Source organism: [Acidovorax] ebreus TPSY, assembly GCF_000022305.1.
Lineage (GTDB): Bacteria > Pseudomonadota > Gammaproteobacteria > Burkholderiales > Burkholderiaceae_C > Diaphorobacter > Diaphorobacter nitroreducens.
Genome location: NC_011992.1, coordinates 1,418,222 through 1,432,546 on the forward strand (window position 1 = coordinate 1,418,222; position 14,325 = coordinate 1,432,546).

At 69.0% G+C, this 14,325-nt stretch carries 15 protein-coding genes; 7 read left to right on the forward strand and 8 right to left on the reverse strand.

The features are described 5' to 3' along the window. Nucleotides 1-163: 163 nt before the first annotated feature. From DTPSY_RS06800 to DTPSY_RS06810, 3 genes are all read right to left on the reverse strand, one after another. Nucleotides 164-922 carry a pseudouridine synthase gene (locus tag DTPSY_RS06800; RefSeq protein ID WP_238526581.1) on the reverse strand — a complete coding sequence of 253 codons (759 nt, stop codon included), beginning with the start codon at nucleotides 920-922 and terminating at the stop codon, nucleotides 164-166. Nucleotides 923-966: 44 nt separating this feature from the next. Next, on the reverse strand, nucleotides 967-1,254 hold the full coding sequence (locus DTPSY_RS06805) for a hypothetical protein (RefSeq protein WP_011805703.1): 288 nt from the start codon (nucleotides 1,252-1,254) through the stop codon (nucleotides 967-969). Between the two features lie 111 nt (nucleotides 1,255-1,365). After that, nucleotides 1,366-1,629 (reverse strand): hypothetical protein, encoded by a 264-nt coding sequence (locus DTPSY_RS06810; RefSeq protein WP_231403416.1) that lies wholly within the window; start codon nucleotides 1,627-1,629, stop codon nucleotides 1,366-1,368. A 144-nt stretch (nucleotides 1,630-1,773) separates the two neighbouring features. Between DTPSY_RS06810 and DTPSY_RS06815 the strand changes: the two genes are divergently transcribed. Further along, the gene (locus DTPSY_RS06815; protein ID WP_015912977.1) at nucleotides 1,774-2,721 is read left to right on the forward strand and encodes a DHH family phosphoesterase; all 948 of its coding nucleotides are present in this window, start codon (nucleotides 1,774-1,776) and stop codon (nucleotides 2,719-2,721) included. 59 nt (nucleotides 2,722-2,780) lie between these two features. On the opposite strand, the gene DTPSY_RS18655 is transcribed toward DTPSY_RS06815, so the two are convergent. Further along, nucleotides 2,781-3,212 (reverse strand): thermonuclease family protein, encoded by a 432-nt coding sequence (locus DTPSY_RS18655; RefSeq protein WP_041838985.1) that lies wholly within the window; start codon nucleotides 3,210-3,212, stop codon nucleotides 2,781-2,783. 502 nt (nucleotides 3,213-3,714) lie between these two features. Between DTPSY_RS18655 and rarD the strand changes: the two genes are divergently transcribed. Then, entirely contained in the window at nucleotides 3,715-4,617 is a 903-nt protein-coding gene (rarD, locus tag DTPSY_RS06825; protein ID WP_015912979.1) for an EamA family transporter RarD, read from the forward strand. Between the two features lie 88 nt (nucleotides 4,618-4,705). Beyond that, nucleotides 4,706-5,380, forward strand: coding sequence for a hypothetical protein (locus tag DTPSY_RS06830; RefSeq protein ID WP_015912980.1), 675 nt, complete (start codon nucleotides 4,706-4,708; stop codon nucleotides 5,378-5,380). A gap of 61 nt (nucleotides 5,381-5,441) precedes the next feature. On the opposite strand, the gene DTPSY_RS06835 is transcribed toward DTPSY_RS06830, so the two are convergent. The 3 genes from DTPSY_RS06835 to DTPSY_RS06845 all read right to left on the reverse strand — a co-directional run bounded on the left by DTPSY_RS06835 (nucleotide 5,442) and on the right by DTPSY_RS06845 (nucleotide 8,122). Further along, on the reverse strand, nucleotides 5,442-6,482 hold the full coding sequence (locus DTPSY_RS06835) for a tetratricopeptide repeat protein (protein WP_015912981.1): 1,041 nt from the start codon (nucleotides 6,480-6,482) through the stop codon (nucleotides 5,442-5,444). Between the two features lie 102 nt (nucleotides 6,483-6,584). Continuing rightward, nucleotides 6,585-7,235: a pseudouridine synthase gene (locus tag DTPSY_RS06840; RefSeq protein ID WP_015912982.1), complete on the reverse strand. Its 651-nt coding sequence runs from the start codon at nucleotides 7,233-7,235 to the stop codon at nucleotides 6,585-6,587. Next, nucleotides 7,232-8,122: a peptidoglycan DD-metalloendopeptidase family protein gene (locus DTPSY_RS06845; RefSeq protein WP_491066606.1), complete on the reverse strand. Its 891-nt coding sequence runs from the start codon at nucleotides 8,120-8,122 to the stop codon at nucleotides 7,232-7,234. Before DTPSY_RS06845 ends, DTPSY_RS06840 begins: the two co-directional genes overlap by 4 nt. A 301-nt stretch (nucleotides 8,123-8,423) precedes the next feature. On the opposite strand from DTPSY_RS06845, the gene DTPSY_RS06850 reads away from it, so the two are divergent. Next, a complete protein-coding gene (locus tag DTPSY_RS06850; protein ID WP_041838987.1) occupies nucleotides 8,424-9,839 on the forward strand; it encodes an aspartate ammonia-lyase in 1,416 nt (471 codons plus the stop codon). A 234-nt stretch (nucleotides 9,840-10,073) separates the two neighbouring features. Here DTPSY_RS06850 and DTPSY_RS06855 read toward each other — a convergent pair whose 3' ends face one another. Beyond that, nucleotides 10,074-10,637: a phasin family protein gene (locus tag DTPSY_RS06855; RefSeq protein WP_015912985.1), complete on the reverse strand. Its 564-nt coding sequence runs from the start codon at nucleotides 10,635-10,637 to the stop codon at nucleotides 10,074-10,076. Nucleotides 10,638-10,902: 265 nt separating this feature from the next. On the opposite strand from DTPSY_RS06855, the gene DTPSY_RS06860 reads away from it, so the two are divergent. From DTPSY_RS06860 to DTPSY_RS06870, 3 genes are all read left to right on the forward strand, one after another. After that, nucleotides 10,903-11,391 carry an acyl-CoA thioesterase gene (locus DTPSY_RS06860; protein ID WP_015912986.1) on the forward strand — a complete coding sequence of 163 codons (489 nt, stop codon included), beginning with the start codon at nucleotides 10,903-10,905 and terminating at the stop codon, nucleotides 11,389-11,391. 179 nt (nucleotides 11,392-11,570) lie between these two features. After that, entirely contained in the window at nucleotides 11,571-12,767 is a 1,197-nt protein-coding gene (pncB, locus tag DTPSY_RS06865; RefSeq protein WP_011805692.1) for a nicotinate phosphoribosyltransferase, read from the forward strand. A gap of 64 nt (nucleotides 12,768-12,831) precedes the next feature. Beyond that, nucleotides 12,832-14,247: a sodium:proton antiporter gene (locus DTPSY_RS06870; RefSeq protein ID WP_015912987.1), complete on the forward strand. Its 1,416-nt coding sequence runs from the start codon at nucleotides 12,832-12,834 to the stop codon at nucleotides 14,245-14,247. Nucleotides 14,248-14,325: the final 78 nt, after the last annotated feature.

Sequence of the window (14,325 nt, forward strand, 5' to 3'; positions counted from 1 at the left end):
CTGCACGGTGCATGGCCGCCAGTGTGAAGCGCGCAGACCGGGGTGGGCAGCGGCGGCCGCCGCTCCTGTGGGTAGGACACGGCCGGGTGGCGGGATGCTCCGAAAAGCTGCAGGGCGTTAGATAAAAATTGGCCGGTAGCGCTTGCTAGGTAAGCGCGAAAAGCTACTCTTTTGGTAGCGCGTCTTCGATGTCCTGCTGCCAGGGCAGGGTCCAGATGTGTTGCTGCCAATCCGGCGCTGCGTCCGCGTTTGGCTGCGGGGGTGCGCTGGCGGTGGTGGATGTTCTGGCAGCGGGCCACTGCAATCCACTGTGCAGCGTGACCAGGCGGCCGTCTGCGGGGTGGGGCAGGCTGAGCTGCCACGCATGCAGCCACAGGCGGTGCAGGCCGAGGCGCTGTGCCCACCAACGGTTGAGCGGCCCCTTGCCGTGGGTGGCGTCACCCAGGATGGGGTGGGCCAGATGCTTGAGGTGGCGGCGGATTTGGTGGCGGCGCCCCGTGGTCGGCTCGGCCCGCACCAGCGATGCGCGCGTCGTGGCAAAGCGGGGGTCGCTGGACTCGGGCAGCTCCAGCCGCGCCAGGCGTGTGAGGCGCGTGTGGGCAGGCTGGGTGGGGGCATCGGGCGGCGCGTCGTCGGGGCGCAGCGGGTGGTCCACTTCGGCCTGCGCCGGTGCCCAGCCGCGTACCAGCGCCAAGTATTGCTTGCGCACGGCATGCCGGGCGAAGGCGTCGGCCAGGGCCCGCGCGGCGGCGGGGTGCAGGGCCATGACGAGCACGCCGCAGGTGCCCTTGTCCAGCCGGTGCACGGGGTAGACGTGCTGGCCGATCTGGTCGCGCAGCGCCTGCATCACGAAGCGCGTTTCGCCCGCGTCCAGTCCTGTGCGGTGCACCAGCCAGCCTGCCGGCTTGAAAACGGCCACCATGTGCGCGTCCTGCCACAGCAGGCGCAGCGGAGGGTGCGCGGGCGTCAGGGGTTGCGCCCCGGGGTGAGCTGGATGGTGCTCAGGCCCGAATGGGGCGGGTCCTGCTGCGAGGTGAGCCAGTACACCCACAGGCCGCGCAGCCACGCGCCCATGTAGATGATGGACACGGCAAAGATGCCCCACTGCTCGGCCTTCCACGAGGCGTAGAACCAGAACGGCTGCCCCAGCAGCCCGAAGATGCAGGCCCAGCGGCGCAGCGCCGTTCTGCGCGCCTGCGACAGCCAGGCGGCGGTGGCACCCAGCAGGGCGATGGCGATCTGGTCAAGTCCCATGGTGATGTGGCCGTTGCGTGGTGATAGGGTGTTAACTGGATGTTTGTACAGCCATGATAACAGTGGCGGGGGCTGCAGCGGCCAGGAGCTCCCGCAGGCGACGCGGGCGCGCTACGCCTTGGCGGTGGAGAGGGGCGTGCCGGGGAGTCGGTCGCGCCGGGCGATGAATTCGCGGGCCGCCTGGGCGCGCAGGGTGGCCCGGCCCAGCCCGGTGATGGTGATGACGCGTGCGGAGCGTACGGATTCGCCTTCGCCGGGCAGTTCAGCCTGCACCATGCCCGCAGCGCGCAGGACACGCAGCTTGTCCACCTCTGCCTCACCGACGACGGGGGCGGGAAACTGGTCCCGCTGCGCAAGTTGACGGAGAAGTTCCATGGGCATGTGACTGGCTCCCGGTGCTGCGCCGCGCAAACGGTGCGGCGGACGGGGTTATTGTGGCCCCTGGGGCGAGGCCGGTACAACAAAGGCCCCGTTCTCAAGTGGGCAGTTCGGTGCCGCGCGCTGACCGACAATCCCGCCATGACTGTGTCTTCGCGCTCCACCTTCCTGCCCCTGTCGCTGCTGGCCGCGCCGCAGCGGGACGACCCGCACCCGCTGGTGCTGTACCACGGCCGCTGCGCCGACGGTTTTGCCGCCGCGTTGGCCGCCTGGCGCTTTTATGGCGGTCAGGTCGAATGCCTGGGGCTGACCCACGGGCAGGTGGCCACCGTGGACGACCTGCCGTCGCTGCAGGGGCGGGCCGTCTATGTGCTGGACTTTGCGTTTGCGCCCGACCTGCTTGCCGCCATCGACGCGCGTGCCGCCCGGCTGGTGCTGCTGGACCACCACAAGAGCGCGGCCGAGCAGTTGGAGGGCTTTGCCTGCCGCTGCGGGGGCCTGCACTTCGACATGGGCAAGTCTGGCGCGCGCCTGGCGTGGGAGTTTTTCCACCGTGACGCACCACTGCCCGCCCTGGTGCGCCACGTGGAAGACCGCGACCTGTGGGCCTGGCAGTACCCCGACACCGCGGGCTATGTGGCGGCGCTGGACATGGAGCCATTCGACTTCGCCCGTTGGCAGCAGATCGCCGACTTCACGCCCGCCGAGACGGCGGCCTTCGTCGCGCGCGGGCAGGCCATGGACGAGAAGTTCCGCCACCTGGCGCAGGACGTGGCGGGCGGTGCGCAGCCGCTGGTGTTCAACGGCGAGGCCGGGCTGATGGTGAATGCGCCCGGCGCCTTCCACAGCCTGGTGGGCGAGTTGCTGTCGCGCCAGAGCGGCACCTTCGCGCTGATGTGGGTGGTGGGCAAGGACGGGCAGGTCAAGGTGGGCCTGCGCTCGCAGCGCGGCTACGACTGCTCGCCCCTGGCCGTGAGCATGGGCGGTGGCGGCCATGCCCAGGCCTGCGGCTTTCGCCTGCCTGGCGAGCGGCTGGCGCAGTTGCTGTCCGGCGTGTTTCAGGCCGACGAAACGGGTGCGAGTTCCTAGCCAAAATGGCCCGTAGCGCTTGATGGAAAAGCGCGAACAGCTATTGAAATGATAGTTGCCTACCGCTGCCGGCGCCGGTAGTCCCAGGGTGCCTGCGGGCGCGGCTGCGACCACAGCCCGGTCTGGCTGGCGCGTGCCTGGCGCTGCAGCGCCACCAGGTGGGGGTAGCGCTTGGCCTGCGGTGTATAGACCCAGGCCAGGCCGGCGCGCACTTGGGCCGTGCCCACGTCCTGCCCCTGGCAGCGCACATGCGCCAGCGTGCGGCCGTAGTCGTCGCGGCCCAGCGTGCGCAGGGCGGCCTGCTGGCGAAAGCACAGGCGCGCCAGGTTCTGGCGCGCGCGCTGGCCGAAGGCCTGGCGGCTCTCGGGCGCGTCGATCGCCACCACGCGCACGCGCTGCGGGCGCCAGGCCCCCGGCGTGCCGCAACGCACGGTGAGCGTGTCGCCATCGCTGATGGCAATCACAAGGCAGAGGAGGGCGGCAGCGGACACGGGTGGGGCAGAGGTGAAGAGCGGATAAAAGCGCGGCGCGGTGGCGGTGGCGGTGGCGGTGGCGGTGGCGGTGGCGGTGGCGCGTCGGCATGCGGCCGCTGCGGCCGCGCCGCTGTCGCATGGTGACGCCGCAAGGGCGCGCACTATAACCGCGTGGGATGCGCGCTTGCAGGTCCGCGCGGCATCGCGGCCTTGCCCATGCCGATTGCCTAAAAAATGGGCGATGCGCTGCAGCCCAAAGCCGGCGCGGCCTGCGCGGGGTTGTCCCGGCGGTTGTCCACAGGGCCGCCCACAGGCGGTGGGCATAAGTGGTGCGGCGGCGGGGCGCGCGCCAATGGCCGACAATCGCGGGTCGCACGCGGGCAAAGGCCTGCCCTTTCCTCGTTCGGGTACATGCCTGCTGTTCTCATCCGGATGCGTGCCTGTTGTTGTCTTGCCCGAGGCGGCGACGCCGTGTTGTCGCCGGGTTTCCCGCATCGTTTCTTGTCCACCTGCTGCCGTTGTGATCCAAGGTCTTGTTGCGTCCATCGTCGCGTCCGTTCTGTTCGGCGCCATGTATTACCTGGCACCGGCGCTGGCGCCGCTGGATGGCGAGCAAATCTTCGGCTGGCGCGTGCTGTGCACGCTGCCGTTCACCACGGCGCTGCTGCTGGCGCGCGGGCAGTGGCCGCGCGTGCGCCTGCTGGCTGCGCGCGCGTGGCGGCAGCCGCTGCTGGCGCTGGGGCTGCTGGCCAGCGCCGCCATGCTGGGCGTGCAGCTGTGGCTGTTTTTATGGGCGCCGCTGCACGGGCGGGCACTGCCGGTGTCGCTGGGCTACTTCCTGCTGCCGTTGGTGATGGTGCTGGCCGGGCGGGTGCTGTACCGCGAGCGGCTGTCGCACCTGCAGTGGCTGGCCACGGCACTGGCGGGCGCGGGTGTGCTGCACGAGGTGCTGCGCGCCGGCGGCATGTCGTGGGAGACCTGGCTGGTCGCGCTGGGCTACACCGCGTATTTCGTGCTGCGCCGGCGCCTGGCCACCGACCACCTGGGCGGCCATTGGCTGGACATGCTGCTGCTGGTGCCCGCGGCGCTGTGGTTCGTGGTGCGCGCGCCGTCGTCCCTTCCGCTGGTGCTGGAGCATGCGCACCTATGGGCGATGGTGCCCGTCCTGGGCGTGCTCAGCGCCGTGGCGCTGGCGTTGTACATGGCCGCCAGCCGCCTGCTGCCGCTGGGGTTGTTTGGTCTCTTGAGCTATGTGGAGCCGGTGCTGCTGGCACTGGTGGCGCTGGCGCTGGGCGAGAGCATCGGCGCGGCGCAGTGGCCCACCTACGGCCCCATTTTCGCCGCCGTGGCTCTGCTGGTGCTGGACGGCGCACTGCGCCTGCGCCGTCCAGCCGTGCAGGTTCAAGACAAAAAACCGCTCTAGCGCCCGTCCATCAAGCGCTTGCAGCTATTAAAATCGATGCAAACGGTGCCATTCGCAGCACCGCACAGCCACCCGAGGGAGCCCCCACATGCACGCCACCGTGTCCTGTCCGCGCCAGCGTTTGCGCGTCTTTTCTGCGGCGGGCTTGTGCTTCGCCCTGGCCACCGCTGGCCTGCTGGCGCTGCCCGCCACGCCCGCGGGCGCGCGCGACGCGTCCACCGCCTGGGGCAAGCGCCTGGTGGAGTCGTTCGAATTGACGCCCGAAGACCTGGCGCGACTGGCGCGCCACCAAGACAAGACGGCCGGCAGCAAGCCCGCGGGCTTTTTCTCCGAAACGGTGGCCTGGAAGGCGCCGCGCGCGCTGGACCTGCCCGCCAGCGGCAACCCCTACACGCTGGTGGTGCACGTGGCCGGCGTGGCCCAGGCCGACGGCGAGGGTCTCACGCGCTGGATGGCCGGCTGGGACACGGACAACGGCACGCGCCTGTCGATGGTGCAGGGCGCTTCGTTCGGGACGGGCACGCGCGCGGGCCAGGTGCTGCAGCTGGCGGGCACGGCCGGGCCGGTGAGCTTCAAGGAGGACCGCAAGGTGGCGCCGGCGCTGGAGTTCGCAGGCGCGAGCAACCTGCGGCTGGACGGCGTGCGCGTGGAGGTGTGGTCCGGCATGCGGCGCAGCTCGTTCGTCGAGCTGCTCATGTCCGCCGTGCCGCTACTCACGGGTGTGGTGTTCCTCGCGCTGGTCGTCTGGTGGCGCAAGCGCTAGCGCCGCGCGGCGCACTGCACACCGTGCAGGCCGCCCGTGGCGCTGGCGGGCGCGTGCCGCGCTAGAAGCCCAGCGGCTGGCCGGGCTTCCAGGCGTCGGCCAGGCGCTCGGCCTCGGCAATGTCGCTGGGATGCAGCTTGTCCTTGAGGCGGACCGGGCCTGCACGGGCGCTGGACGGGTAGTGCTGCTCGGTCAGCAGCGCGTCGCGCTCCGGCGCGGCGCGCGAGGCGCGTTCGGCCAGCGTGAGCAGCATCCACGCGGGGACGGGGCGTTGGCTTACGGGATCGGCGCCCCGCGCGTAGAGCATGCCCAGGCTGTACAGGCCCGCGCCGTCGCCCTGGCGCGCGGCACGCAGGTACCAGTTCTCGGCCAGTGAGGGCTGGCGCGGCACATGTTCACCGCGCTCATACAGGCCCCCCAGGCGCACGGCGGCAGTGGCATCGCCCGCGCGGGCGGCGCGCTCCAGCCATTGCTGCGCCTCGGCCGGGTCCAGCGGCTGGCCGATCGCGTTGCGGTAGCTGCTGCCACCCAGCAGCATGGAGCCCAGCAGCACCATGGCCCGCGGCTCGCCCTCGTCGGCCAGCGCGCGCACGGCAGGCAGCGCCTGGGCGCCTTCGCCCATGCGCCACTGGTGTTCCAGTGCATCGATGCGCGCCCGCCCGTCCTGCACGGCGCGGGCCTGGCTGACATCGGCGGCGCGGCTGTCGCTGGCGGCGCGTTGCACCTGTTGGGCGCTGCGCTGGCGCTCGCCGTTCCACTTCCAGCCCAGCAGCGCGGCCCCGGCCAGCACGGCGCTGCCCAGGGCGATCCAGGCCCAGGGCAGGCCCGCGCTGGCCCGGGCGCGGCGCGGGTCCAGCGGGACGGGCTGGGTATCGTCCTCTTCATCGTGGCCCGCGCGTGCGCGGGGGCGCGGCGTGGCCTTGTCGTAGACCACCGCGCAGCGCGGGCATTGCCAGGCGGGGGCGGTGTCGCTGGCCTGGCGCGTGTAGTGGCAGCGTGGGCAGGTGCGTGCGACGTGCGATGAGGCCGCAGCAGGCGCGGTTTGCGTGGGCGCGGGGTCGAGCGGGGCGAGGGACAGGCCGTCGCCAGGGTTCGTGGTCATGGTGTTCAGTTCCTCCCGCCGCGATTGTCGCTGCTGGGTGGAGGGGGCTGAGCGTAAGTGAAGAATCCGGCGGAAAGCCAATACAGGAAAGCGCCAGCAGCTCTACTTTTTGCGGTGGTGCGGCACTGGCGAGGGCGGGCTGGCGGGCTGCCAGCAGCCCGGCTCCAGCCCGTCCAGGGCGTAGGGGCCGATGGCCGCGCGCACCAACCGCAGCGTGGGGTGGCCCACGGCGGCGGTCATGCGGCGCACCTGGCGGTTGCGGCCTTCGCGGATGATGAGTTCGATCCAGCAGTCGGGAATGTTCTGGCGCACGCGGATGGGCGGATCGCGCTCCCAGAGGGCGGGCGGCGGCTCCAGCCGGCGCACGCGTGCGGGCAGGGTGGGGCCGTCGCCGAGCTGCACGCCCTGGCGCAGGGCCTGCAGCGCGGCCTCGTCAGGAATGCCCTCCACCTGCACCCAGTAGGTCTTCTCCATCTTGTGGCGCGGATCGCTGATGCGTGCCTGCAGCGCCCCGTCGTCGGTGAGCAGCAGCAGCCCCTCGCTGTCGGCATCGAGCCGCCCCGCCACATAGACGCCGGGCACGTCGATGAAGTCCTGGAGCCCGCGCCAGCGCCCCTCGGGCGTAAACTGGCTCAGCACGCCATAGGGCTTGTTGAAGCGCAGCAGCCGCGCCGCGTGCTGGGGGGCGGGTGCTGGCGCGGCCGCGGGGCGGCGCAGCGCCAGGCGCGGGCGTGGGGCGGGGGGCGTGCTCATGCGGGCAGGAACAGGGCCGGGTCCACCATGGTGCGGTTGAGCATCACGCCCCAGTGCAGGTGCGGGCCGGTCACGCGGCCGGTGGCCCCTACCCTGCAGAACGCATCGCCCGTGCGCAGTACGTCACCCACCTGGCAGTCCATGCGGCTGAGGTGGCAGTACATGCTGAGCAGGCCGCCGCCATGGTCCAGCCACACGGTGCCGCCGTTGAAGAAATAGTCGCCCACATCGATCACCCGGCCCGCCAGCGGCGCGGCGACAGGGGTGCCCGTGGCGGCGGCAATGTCCATGCCGCTGTGCGGATTGCGCGCCTGGCCGTTGAACACGCGCCGCAGACCGAAGCTGCTGGAGCGCCGTCCCGGCACGGGCTGGCGCATCTGCAGCCCCTCTGGCAGGGGCGTTGAAAAGGTAGCCATGACGTGCTGCTGGTGGGCGCGCTCACGCTCGTGGCGGGCCAGGTCTTCGGGTGCCAGGTCCACCGTGCGCGGTGCCACGGTCAGGCGCTGCTCGCGGTACTGCTTGGCTGCCACGCGGTAAGCCACGCGCCGCGCCGGTGCGGTCGGCGCGGCCTGTACCGTCACCTCGGCCTCGCCCACGGGCGCGGCCAGCGGGATGCCGACGATGGCCGTCCACTCGATCGCATCGCCCAGCACCAGCACCGGGATGTCGCCCGCGTGCACCACCGGCCGCTCGGCCGCGGGGCCCAGCGACAGCCGGGCCACGCCCCCGGGCACGGCCAGGGCCTGCGGCCATTGCTGGGCGGTGCCCGCCCGGACCAGCGCGGGCATGCCGGGCGCCAGGGCGAGGCCCAGCGCCTGCAGCAGCGTGCGGCGCCGTGCGCCTGAGGGGGAAAGGGGCGGAAAAGTGGGGTCGCAAGGAAATGGCACGGCCGCAGTGTAGAGCGCTCGTGGCCGGCGCCTGCCCGCCGCGTGGGCATGGTTATGCGCAAAGCTAAGGTTCTCATGCGCGTGCGAGGCAGTGGTCCATAATCCGCACCCAATGCCCTGGGCGCCATGGTGCCCGGGGCATTGCCACGTCTGGCACGGCACTTGCGCCCACAAGGTGCGCGCCCGGCTCCAGGGCGCTCCACGGCTGCACCCACCAAGCACCGCCTGCACCTCAGGCGGTGTTTTCACTTGGGGCCTGGCTTTGTTCCCCTTTTGTTTATTCCATTTCGCTAGAAAGCAGATCGACCATGCGTCAAGAACAGAACATGACTTCATCGGTATCAAGACCATTCCCCCGGACGCGTATTGGGGCGTCCACACCGCTCGTGCCGTAGAAAACTTTCCCATCACCGGCCACACCGTGGCCCACATGCCCGAGTTGATCCGGGCCTTTGTCTTCGTCAAGAAGGCCGCCGCCCACGCCAATCTGCAGCTGGGCGCGATCAACGCAACCCAAGCCCGCGCCATTGCCCAAGCCTGCGACGACCTGATCGCCGGACAGTTGCACGACCAGTTCGTCGTGGACGTGATCCAGGGCGGTGCCGGCACCTCCACGAACATGAACGCCAATGAGGTGATCGCCAACCGTGCCCTGGAGCACCTGGGATTGCCCAAAGGCCGCTATGACACGATCCACCCGAACGATCACGTCAACGCATCGCAAAGCACCAACGATGCCTATCCCACGGCGCTGAAGATCGCCACCTATTTCGGTATCGAGACGCTGCTCAAGGCCCTGTCGGCCCTGCGCGGCGCGTTCGAGGCCAAGGCCGAGGAATTCAAGGGCATCCTGAAGATCGGCCGCACCCAATTGCAAGATGCCGTGCCCATGACGCTGGGCCAGGAGTTTGCCGCCTTCGCCGCCATGATTGCCGACGATGAGCGCCGCCTGCGCGAGTCCGCCTACCTGATGACCGAGGTGAACATGGGCGGCACCGCCATCGGCACCGGCATCAACGCGCCCGTCGGCTACGTGGACGTGGTCATCCCTGAGCTGGCGCGGCTGTCGGGCGTGCCGGTCAAGGCTGCGGCCAACCTGATCGCCGCCACGTCGGACACGGGGGCCTTCGTTGACATCTCGGGCGTGCTCAAGCGCATCGCCGCCAAGCTCTCCAAGATCAGCAACGACCTGCGCCTGCTGTCCTCGGGCCCGCAGGCCGGTGTGGGCGACATCCAGCTGCCCGCGCGCCAGGCGGGCTCGTCCATCATGCCCGGCAAGGTCAACCCCGTTATTCCCGAGGTGATGAACCAGGTGTGCTTCGAAGTGATCGGCAACGACGCCGCCATCACCATGGCTGCCGAAGCCGGGCAATTGCAGCTCAACGCTTTTGAACCGCTGATGGGCTGGGCGCTGCACAAGAGCCTGCACCACCTGGCCAAGGCCTGCCACACCCTGCAGGTGAACTGCGTGGAGGGCATCGTGGCCAACCAGGGGCTGCTGACGGAACGCATCGCCGCGTCGGTGACGCTGGTGACCGCGCTCAACCCGCTGATCGGTTACGAGGAGGCGGCCGCCATCGCCAAGTCGGCCATTGCCACGGGCAAGCCGATTGCCGTGGTGGCCGAGGACCTGGGCATCATGACCCAGGCCGAGATGCACAAGCTGCTGGTGGCCGAGCGCCTCACGCAGGCGGGCGCCATCCAGGCCGCTGATTGACGGGCGCTGCCGGAGCCTCGGCTGCTGCCGAAGGCGCCGGTAGGCCGCGGCGGTCATCCGCCCAAAAAAAAGCCCAGTCAGGGACTGGGCTTGAAGGGATCCAGGAAACCAGAGTTTCGAGAGGATCCAAGGAGACAACTGGAGGGCCCTGCGACGTTCATTCCCATCGCCGGGCCAGTGGATGAATTATAGGGGTAAACCCTGAAATCTGCCAGCGGCGTGGCAGCGATTCACTCAACGCTTGCGGGGAGCAGCGGTTGCGGCGGTCGCCGTCTTGGCCGCGGTGGCGGCAGAGCTGGCCACGGCGTTGAAGTTGGCTTCGGCCACATCGCTGGCCTGCTTCACGGCCTTTTGCACCGACTCGAAGGCGTTGTTGGCGGCAGACACAGCGCTCTTGAAGACGGCGACGGTGGTCTCGGAACCAGCGGGGGCGTTCTTGGCGGCGCTGTCCACCAGGTTGGTGAAGTTGCGCTGCACTTCTGCGGCCTGTGCTTCGAAGGTCTTGCCGAACTCGGCGCCCGTGCCGGAAGCGATGTCGTACAGGTGGCGGCTGTAAGCCACGGCCTTTTCCGCCAGGGGCTGGAACAGGCTGGCTTGCAGTGCGAGCAGCTCTTGTGCGTCCTTGGTGGACAGCACGGCCTGGGTGTGGCTGGCGGCTTCGGCCAGGGCAGCGCGCGAGGCGGTCACGTTCAGTTCGACGAGCTTCTCCACGCCCTCGAAGGCCTTGTTCGTCAGGCCGAACAGGGTCTCCAGGTTGGCCTTGTGGGAAGCGAGGATTTGCTCAGGGGTCAGCGACATGTCATATCTCCATTGGATGCCCGGGATGGGCGGGTTGAGACATCTGCCCTGACTGACCTGTGCGTCATGTTGCAGTGCAGCATGAATCGAATTTTAGGGATCCTGTCGATAGGCGCAAGCATTTTTGTTGCAATGCAGCATTTTTAGGGGCAACTCCCAAAGTTCTGTTGGTTACATCTGGACCGGCGGTGGACTGCGCGCTGCCTATTACGAAGACAGGGGACAAGGGGAAGCCGCCGCTGGCCGCTGGCAGAATCAGCGCCTCATGAACACGTCCCTCTCTCCCTCAGGTGCGGCAGGCGCTGCGGGCACGGCCCAGCGGCCCCGGCCGCAGCCGCGCGAGGCCTACGCGGTGTTTCGCTCCATTGGTACACGCTGGATGGACAACGACGTCTATGGCCATGTGAACAACGTCGTGTACTACAGCTGGTTCGACACCGCGGTGAATGCCTACCTGATCGAGCAGGGCGCGCTGGACATCCATCACGGCGACACCATCGGGCTGGTCATCGAGACGCAGTGCAACTATTTCGCGTCGCTGGCGTTCCCGCAAACCATCGACGCCGGCATCCGTGTGGCGCGGCTGGGTGACACGAGCGTGCGCTACGAGGTCGGCCTGTTCGCCCAGGGCGAGGCCATGAGTGCAGCTTGCGGCCACTTCGTGCATGTGTACGTGGGACGGGACGACCGCCGTCCGCGTGCGCTGCCCGATCGGCTGCGCCAGGCACTGCAGCCCTTGTGCGTGGCGCGTTGATCGCGGGCGTGGCGCGCCGGCTTTCCCTGAGGTCTGCCGGGGCTGCGCGCCGGTTCGCGGCGGCCCGGGTGGGTTGATGCCAGAATCAGGGGCTCGCCGGCCCGGCCACGCGTGTGTGGCGGCGCGGCGGACCCCCATCGCCATGTCCAGTAGCGGGACAGTCTGCCCCGCGCGCATCCATGATCATCACCAGCCTGCTCGACACCGACCTGTACAAGTTCACCATGATGCAGGTGGTGCTGCACCAGTTTCCGGGCGCGCAGGTGGAGTACCGCTTCAAGTGCCGCAACCCGGGTGTGGAGCTGGCGCCCTTCGTCAGCGAGATCCGCGACGAGATCCGCGCTTTGTGCAGCCTGCAGTTCCAGGACGCGGAGCTGGCCTACCTGCGCTCGCTGCGCTTCATCAAGAGCGACTTCGTCGACTTCCTGGGGCTGTTTCGCCTCAACGAGAAGTACATCCGCGTGAGCGCGCTGCCCTCGGGCGAGATCGACATCACCATCACCGGGCCCTGGCTGCACACCATCCTGTTCGAGATCCCCGTGCTGGCGATCGTGAACGAGGTGTACTTCCGCAACACGCAGAAGGTGCCCGACTTTCCCGAGGGGCGCCGCCGGCTCGAAGCCAAGATCGGCCAGCTGCAGCAGCCGGGGTTGGACAGTCTCAAGATTGCCGACTACGGCACGCGCCGGCGCTTTTCGCGCGCCTGGCACGAGGAGGTGCTGCGCGTGCTGTGCGTGCGCCTGGGCTCTGACGACCGGCGCGGCGCGCCGGGGCAGTTTGCGGGCACGAGCAACGTGTTGTACGCAATGAAGCTGGGCGTGACGCCGCTGGGCACCATGGCGCACGAATACCTGCAGGCCTGCCAGTCCCTCGGCCCGCGGCTGCGCGACAGCCAGGTGTTCGGCTTCGAAATGTGGGCCAAGGAATACCGCGGCGACCTGGGGATCGCGCTGTCCGACGTGTACGGCATGAGCGCCTTCCTGCGCGACTTCGACCTGTACTTCTGCAAGCTGTTCGATGGCGCGCGCCACGACAGCGGCGATCCCTTCGCATGGGGCGAGCGGCTGCTGCAGCACTACCGCGACAACCGTGTCGACCCGCTGACCAAGACGCTGATCTTCAGCGACGCGCTGACCGTGCCGCGCATCATCGAGCTGTACCAGCGCTTCAACGGCCGCTGCCAGTTGGCGTTCGGCATCGGCACCAACCTGACCAACGACCTGGGCTACGAGCCACTGCAGATCGTGATCAAGATGACGCGCTGCAACGGCCAGCCCGTGGCCAAGCTGTCGGACGCACCCGGCAAGAACATGTGCAACGACGAAAAATACCTGGCTTACCTGCGCCAGGTGTTCGAGATTCCCTCGCCGCAGTGAGCGCGCGCCTGGCGCCGCCGGCGGCATTTCAACTTTCCCAAGAACGACCCGAGGAGACCTGTCCATGAACCCCATCCGCACCCTGGCCCTTGGGCTGCTGTGCCTGGCACCCGCGCTGGCGGGGGCGGCGGAGATCGACGGCAGCCAGCTGTCGGTGCTGTGGGGTGTCCCGTTTGCCGGCGTGCTGTTGAGCATTGCGCTGCTGCCGTTGCTGGCGCCGCTGTTTTGGCACCACCACTTCGGCAAGGTCACCGCCGCGTGGGCGCTGGCGTTTCTGGTGCCGTTTGCCGTGGTCTTTGGCCCCGGCGTGGCGGCGGCGGGCTTCGCGCATGCGCTGGTCGCAGAATACCTGCCCTTCGTGATCCTGCTCACGGCGCTGTTCACCGTGGCCGGTGGTATCTATATCCGGGGCAACCTGCACGGCAGCCCGGCCCTGAATGCCGGCTTTCTCGCCGTGGGCGCGGTGCTGGCCAGCTTCATGGGCACCACGGGCGCGTCCATGCTGCTGATCCGTCCGCTGATCCGTGCCAACGACAACCGCAAGCATGTGGCGCACGTGGTGGTGTTCTTCATCTTCATCGTCTCCAACGCCGGCGGCTCGCTCACGCCGCTGGGCGATCCGCCGCTGTTCCTGGGCTTCCTCAAGGGCGTGGACTTCTTCTGGACGGCCGCGCACGTGTTTCCGGAAACGCTGTTCCTCATCGGCGTGCTGCTGGTGCTGTTCTATGCGCTGGACAGCTGGTACTACCGACAGGCGGGCGAGTTGGGCGCGGCCGATCCCACCCCCGATTCGGCACCGGCCGCGCTGGGTTTTGACGGCAAGATCAACTTCGTGCTGCTGCTGGCCGTGGTGGGGCTGGTGCTGCTCAGCGGCATTTGGAAGTCGCCCGTGGAATGGGTGATCGCCGGCACGCCGCTGGGCCTGCCCGGCCTGGTGCGCGATGCGGGGCTGATCGCGGTGACCGTGGCATCGCTGGCGCTGACGCCGCGGCAAGTGCATGCGGACAACCAGTTCGGCTGGGGCCCGATGCAGGAGGTGGCCAAGCTGTTCGCGGGCATCTTCCTGACCATCATTCCCGTCATTGCCATGCTCAAGGCCGGCGTGAACGGGCCTTTCGGCGCCATCGTCTCCGCCGTCACGCGGCCCGACGGCTCGCCCGATCCGGCGATGTATTTCTGGGCCACCGGCCTGCTCAGCTCGTTCCTGGACAACGCGCCCACCTACCTGGTGTTCTTCAACACGGCCGGCGGCGATGCGGCCACGCTGATGACCACGCATGCCGCCACGCTGGCCGCCATCTCGGCGGGCGCCGTGTTCATGGGCGCCAACACCTACATCGGCAACGCGCCCAACCTCATGGTCAAGGCGATTGCGGAGGACCGCGGCGTGAAGATGCCCAGCTTCTTCGGCTACATGCTGTGGTCGTGCGGCATCCTGGTGCCGCTGTTCGTCATGATGACCTTCATCTGGTTGCAATGAGCCCGGGCCTGAACCGCGGGGTGCCTCGGCACGGCCCCGCGTTCAGGCTGCCGACACCTGACCGAAAGGAGCACTTCC

Bases quoted from the DNA above. Each gene is read 5' to 3' on its own strand.
- pncB (WP_011805692.1), top strand. From the start codon at position 11,571: ATGATCATCACCAGCCTGCTCGACACCGACCTGTACAAGTTCACCATG.
- DTPSY_RS06835 (WP_015912981.1), bottom strand. From the start codon at position 6,482: ATGACCACGAACCCTGGCGACGGCCTGTCCCTCGCCCCGCTCGACCCC.
- DTPSY_RS06830 (WP_015912980.1), top strand. From the start codon at position 4,706: ATGCACGCCACCGTGTCCTGTCCGCGCCAGCGTTTGCGCGTCTTTTCT.
- DTPSY_RS06805 (WP_011805703.1), bottom strand. From the start codon at position 1,254: ATGGGACTTGACCAGATCGCCATCGCCCTGCTGGGTGCCACCGCCGCC.
- DTPSY_RS06860 (WP_015912986.1), top strand. From the start codon at position 10,903: ATGAACACGTCCCTCTCTCCCTCAGGTGCGGCAGGCGCTGCGGGCACG.
- DTPSY_RS06870 (WP_015912987.1), top strand. From the start codon at position 12,832: ATGAACCCCATCCGCACCCTGGCCCTTGGGCTGCTGTGCCTGGCACCC.
- DTPSY_RS06810 (WP_231403416.1), bottom strand. From the start codon at position 1,629: ATGGAACTTCTCCGTCAACTTGCGCAGCGGGACCAGTTTCCCGCCCCC.
- DTPSY_RS06840 (WP_015912982.1), bottom strand. From the start codon at position 7,235: ATGAGCACGCCCCCCGCCCCACGCCCGCGCCTGGCGCTGCGCCGCCCC.
- DTPSY_RS06815 (WP_015912977.1), top strand. From the start codon at position 1,774: ATGACTGTGTCTTCGCGCTCCACCTTCCTGCCCCTGTCGCTGCTGGCC.
- DTPSY_RS06855 (WP_015912985.1), bottom strand. From the start codon at position 10,637: ATGTCGCTGACCCCTGAGCAAATCCTCGCTTCCCACAAGGCCAACCTG.
- DTPSY_RS06800 (WP_238526581.1), bottom strand. From the start codon at position 922: ATGGTGGCCGTTTTCAAGCCGGCAGGCTGGCTGGTGCACCGCACAGGA.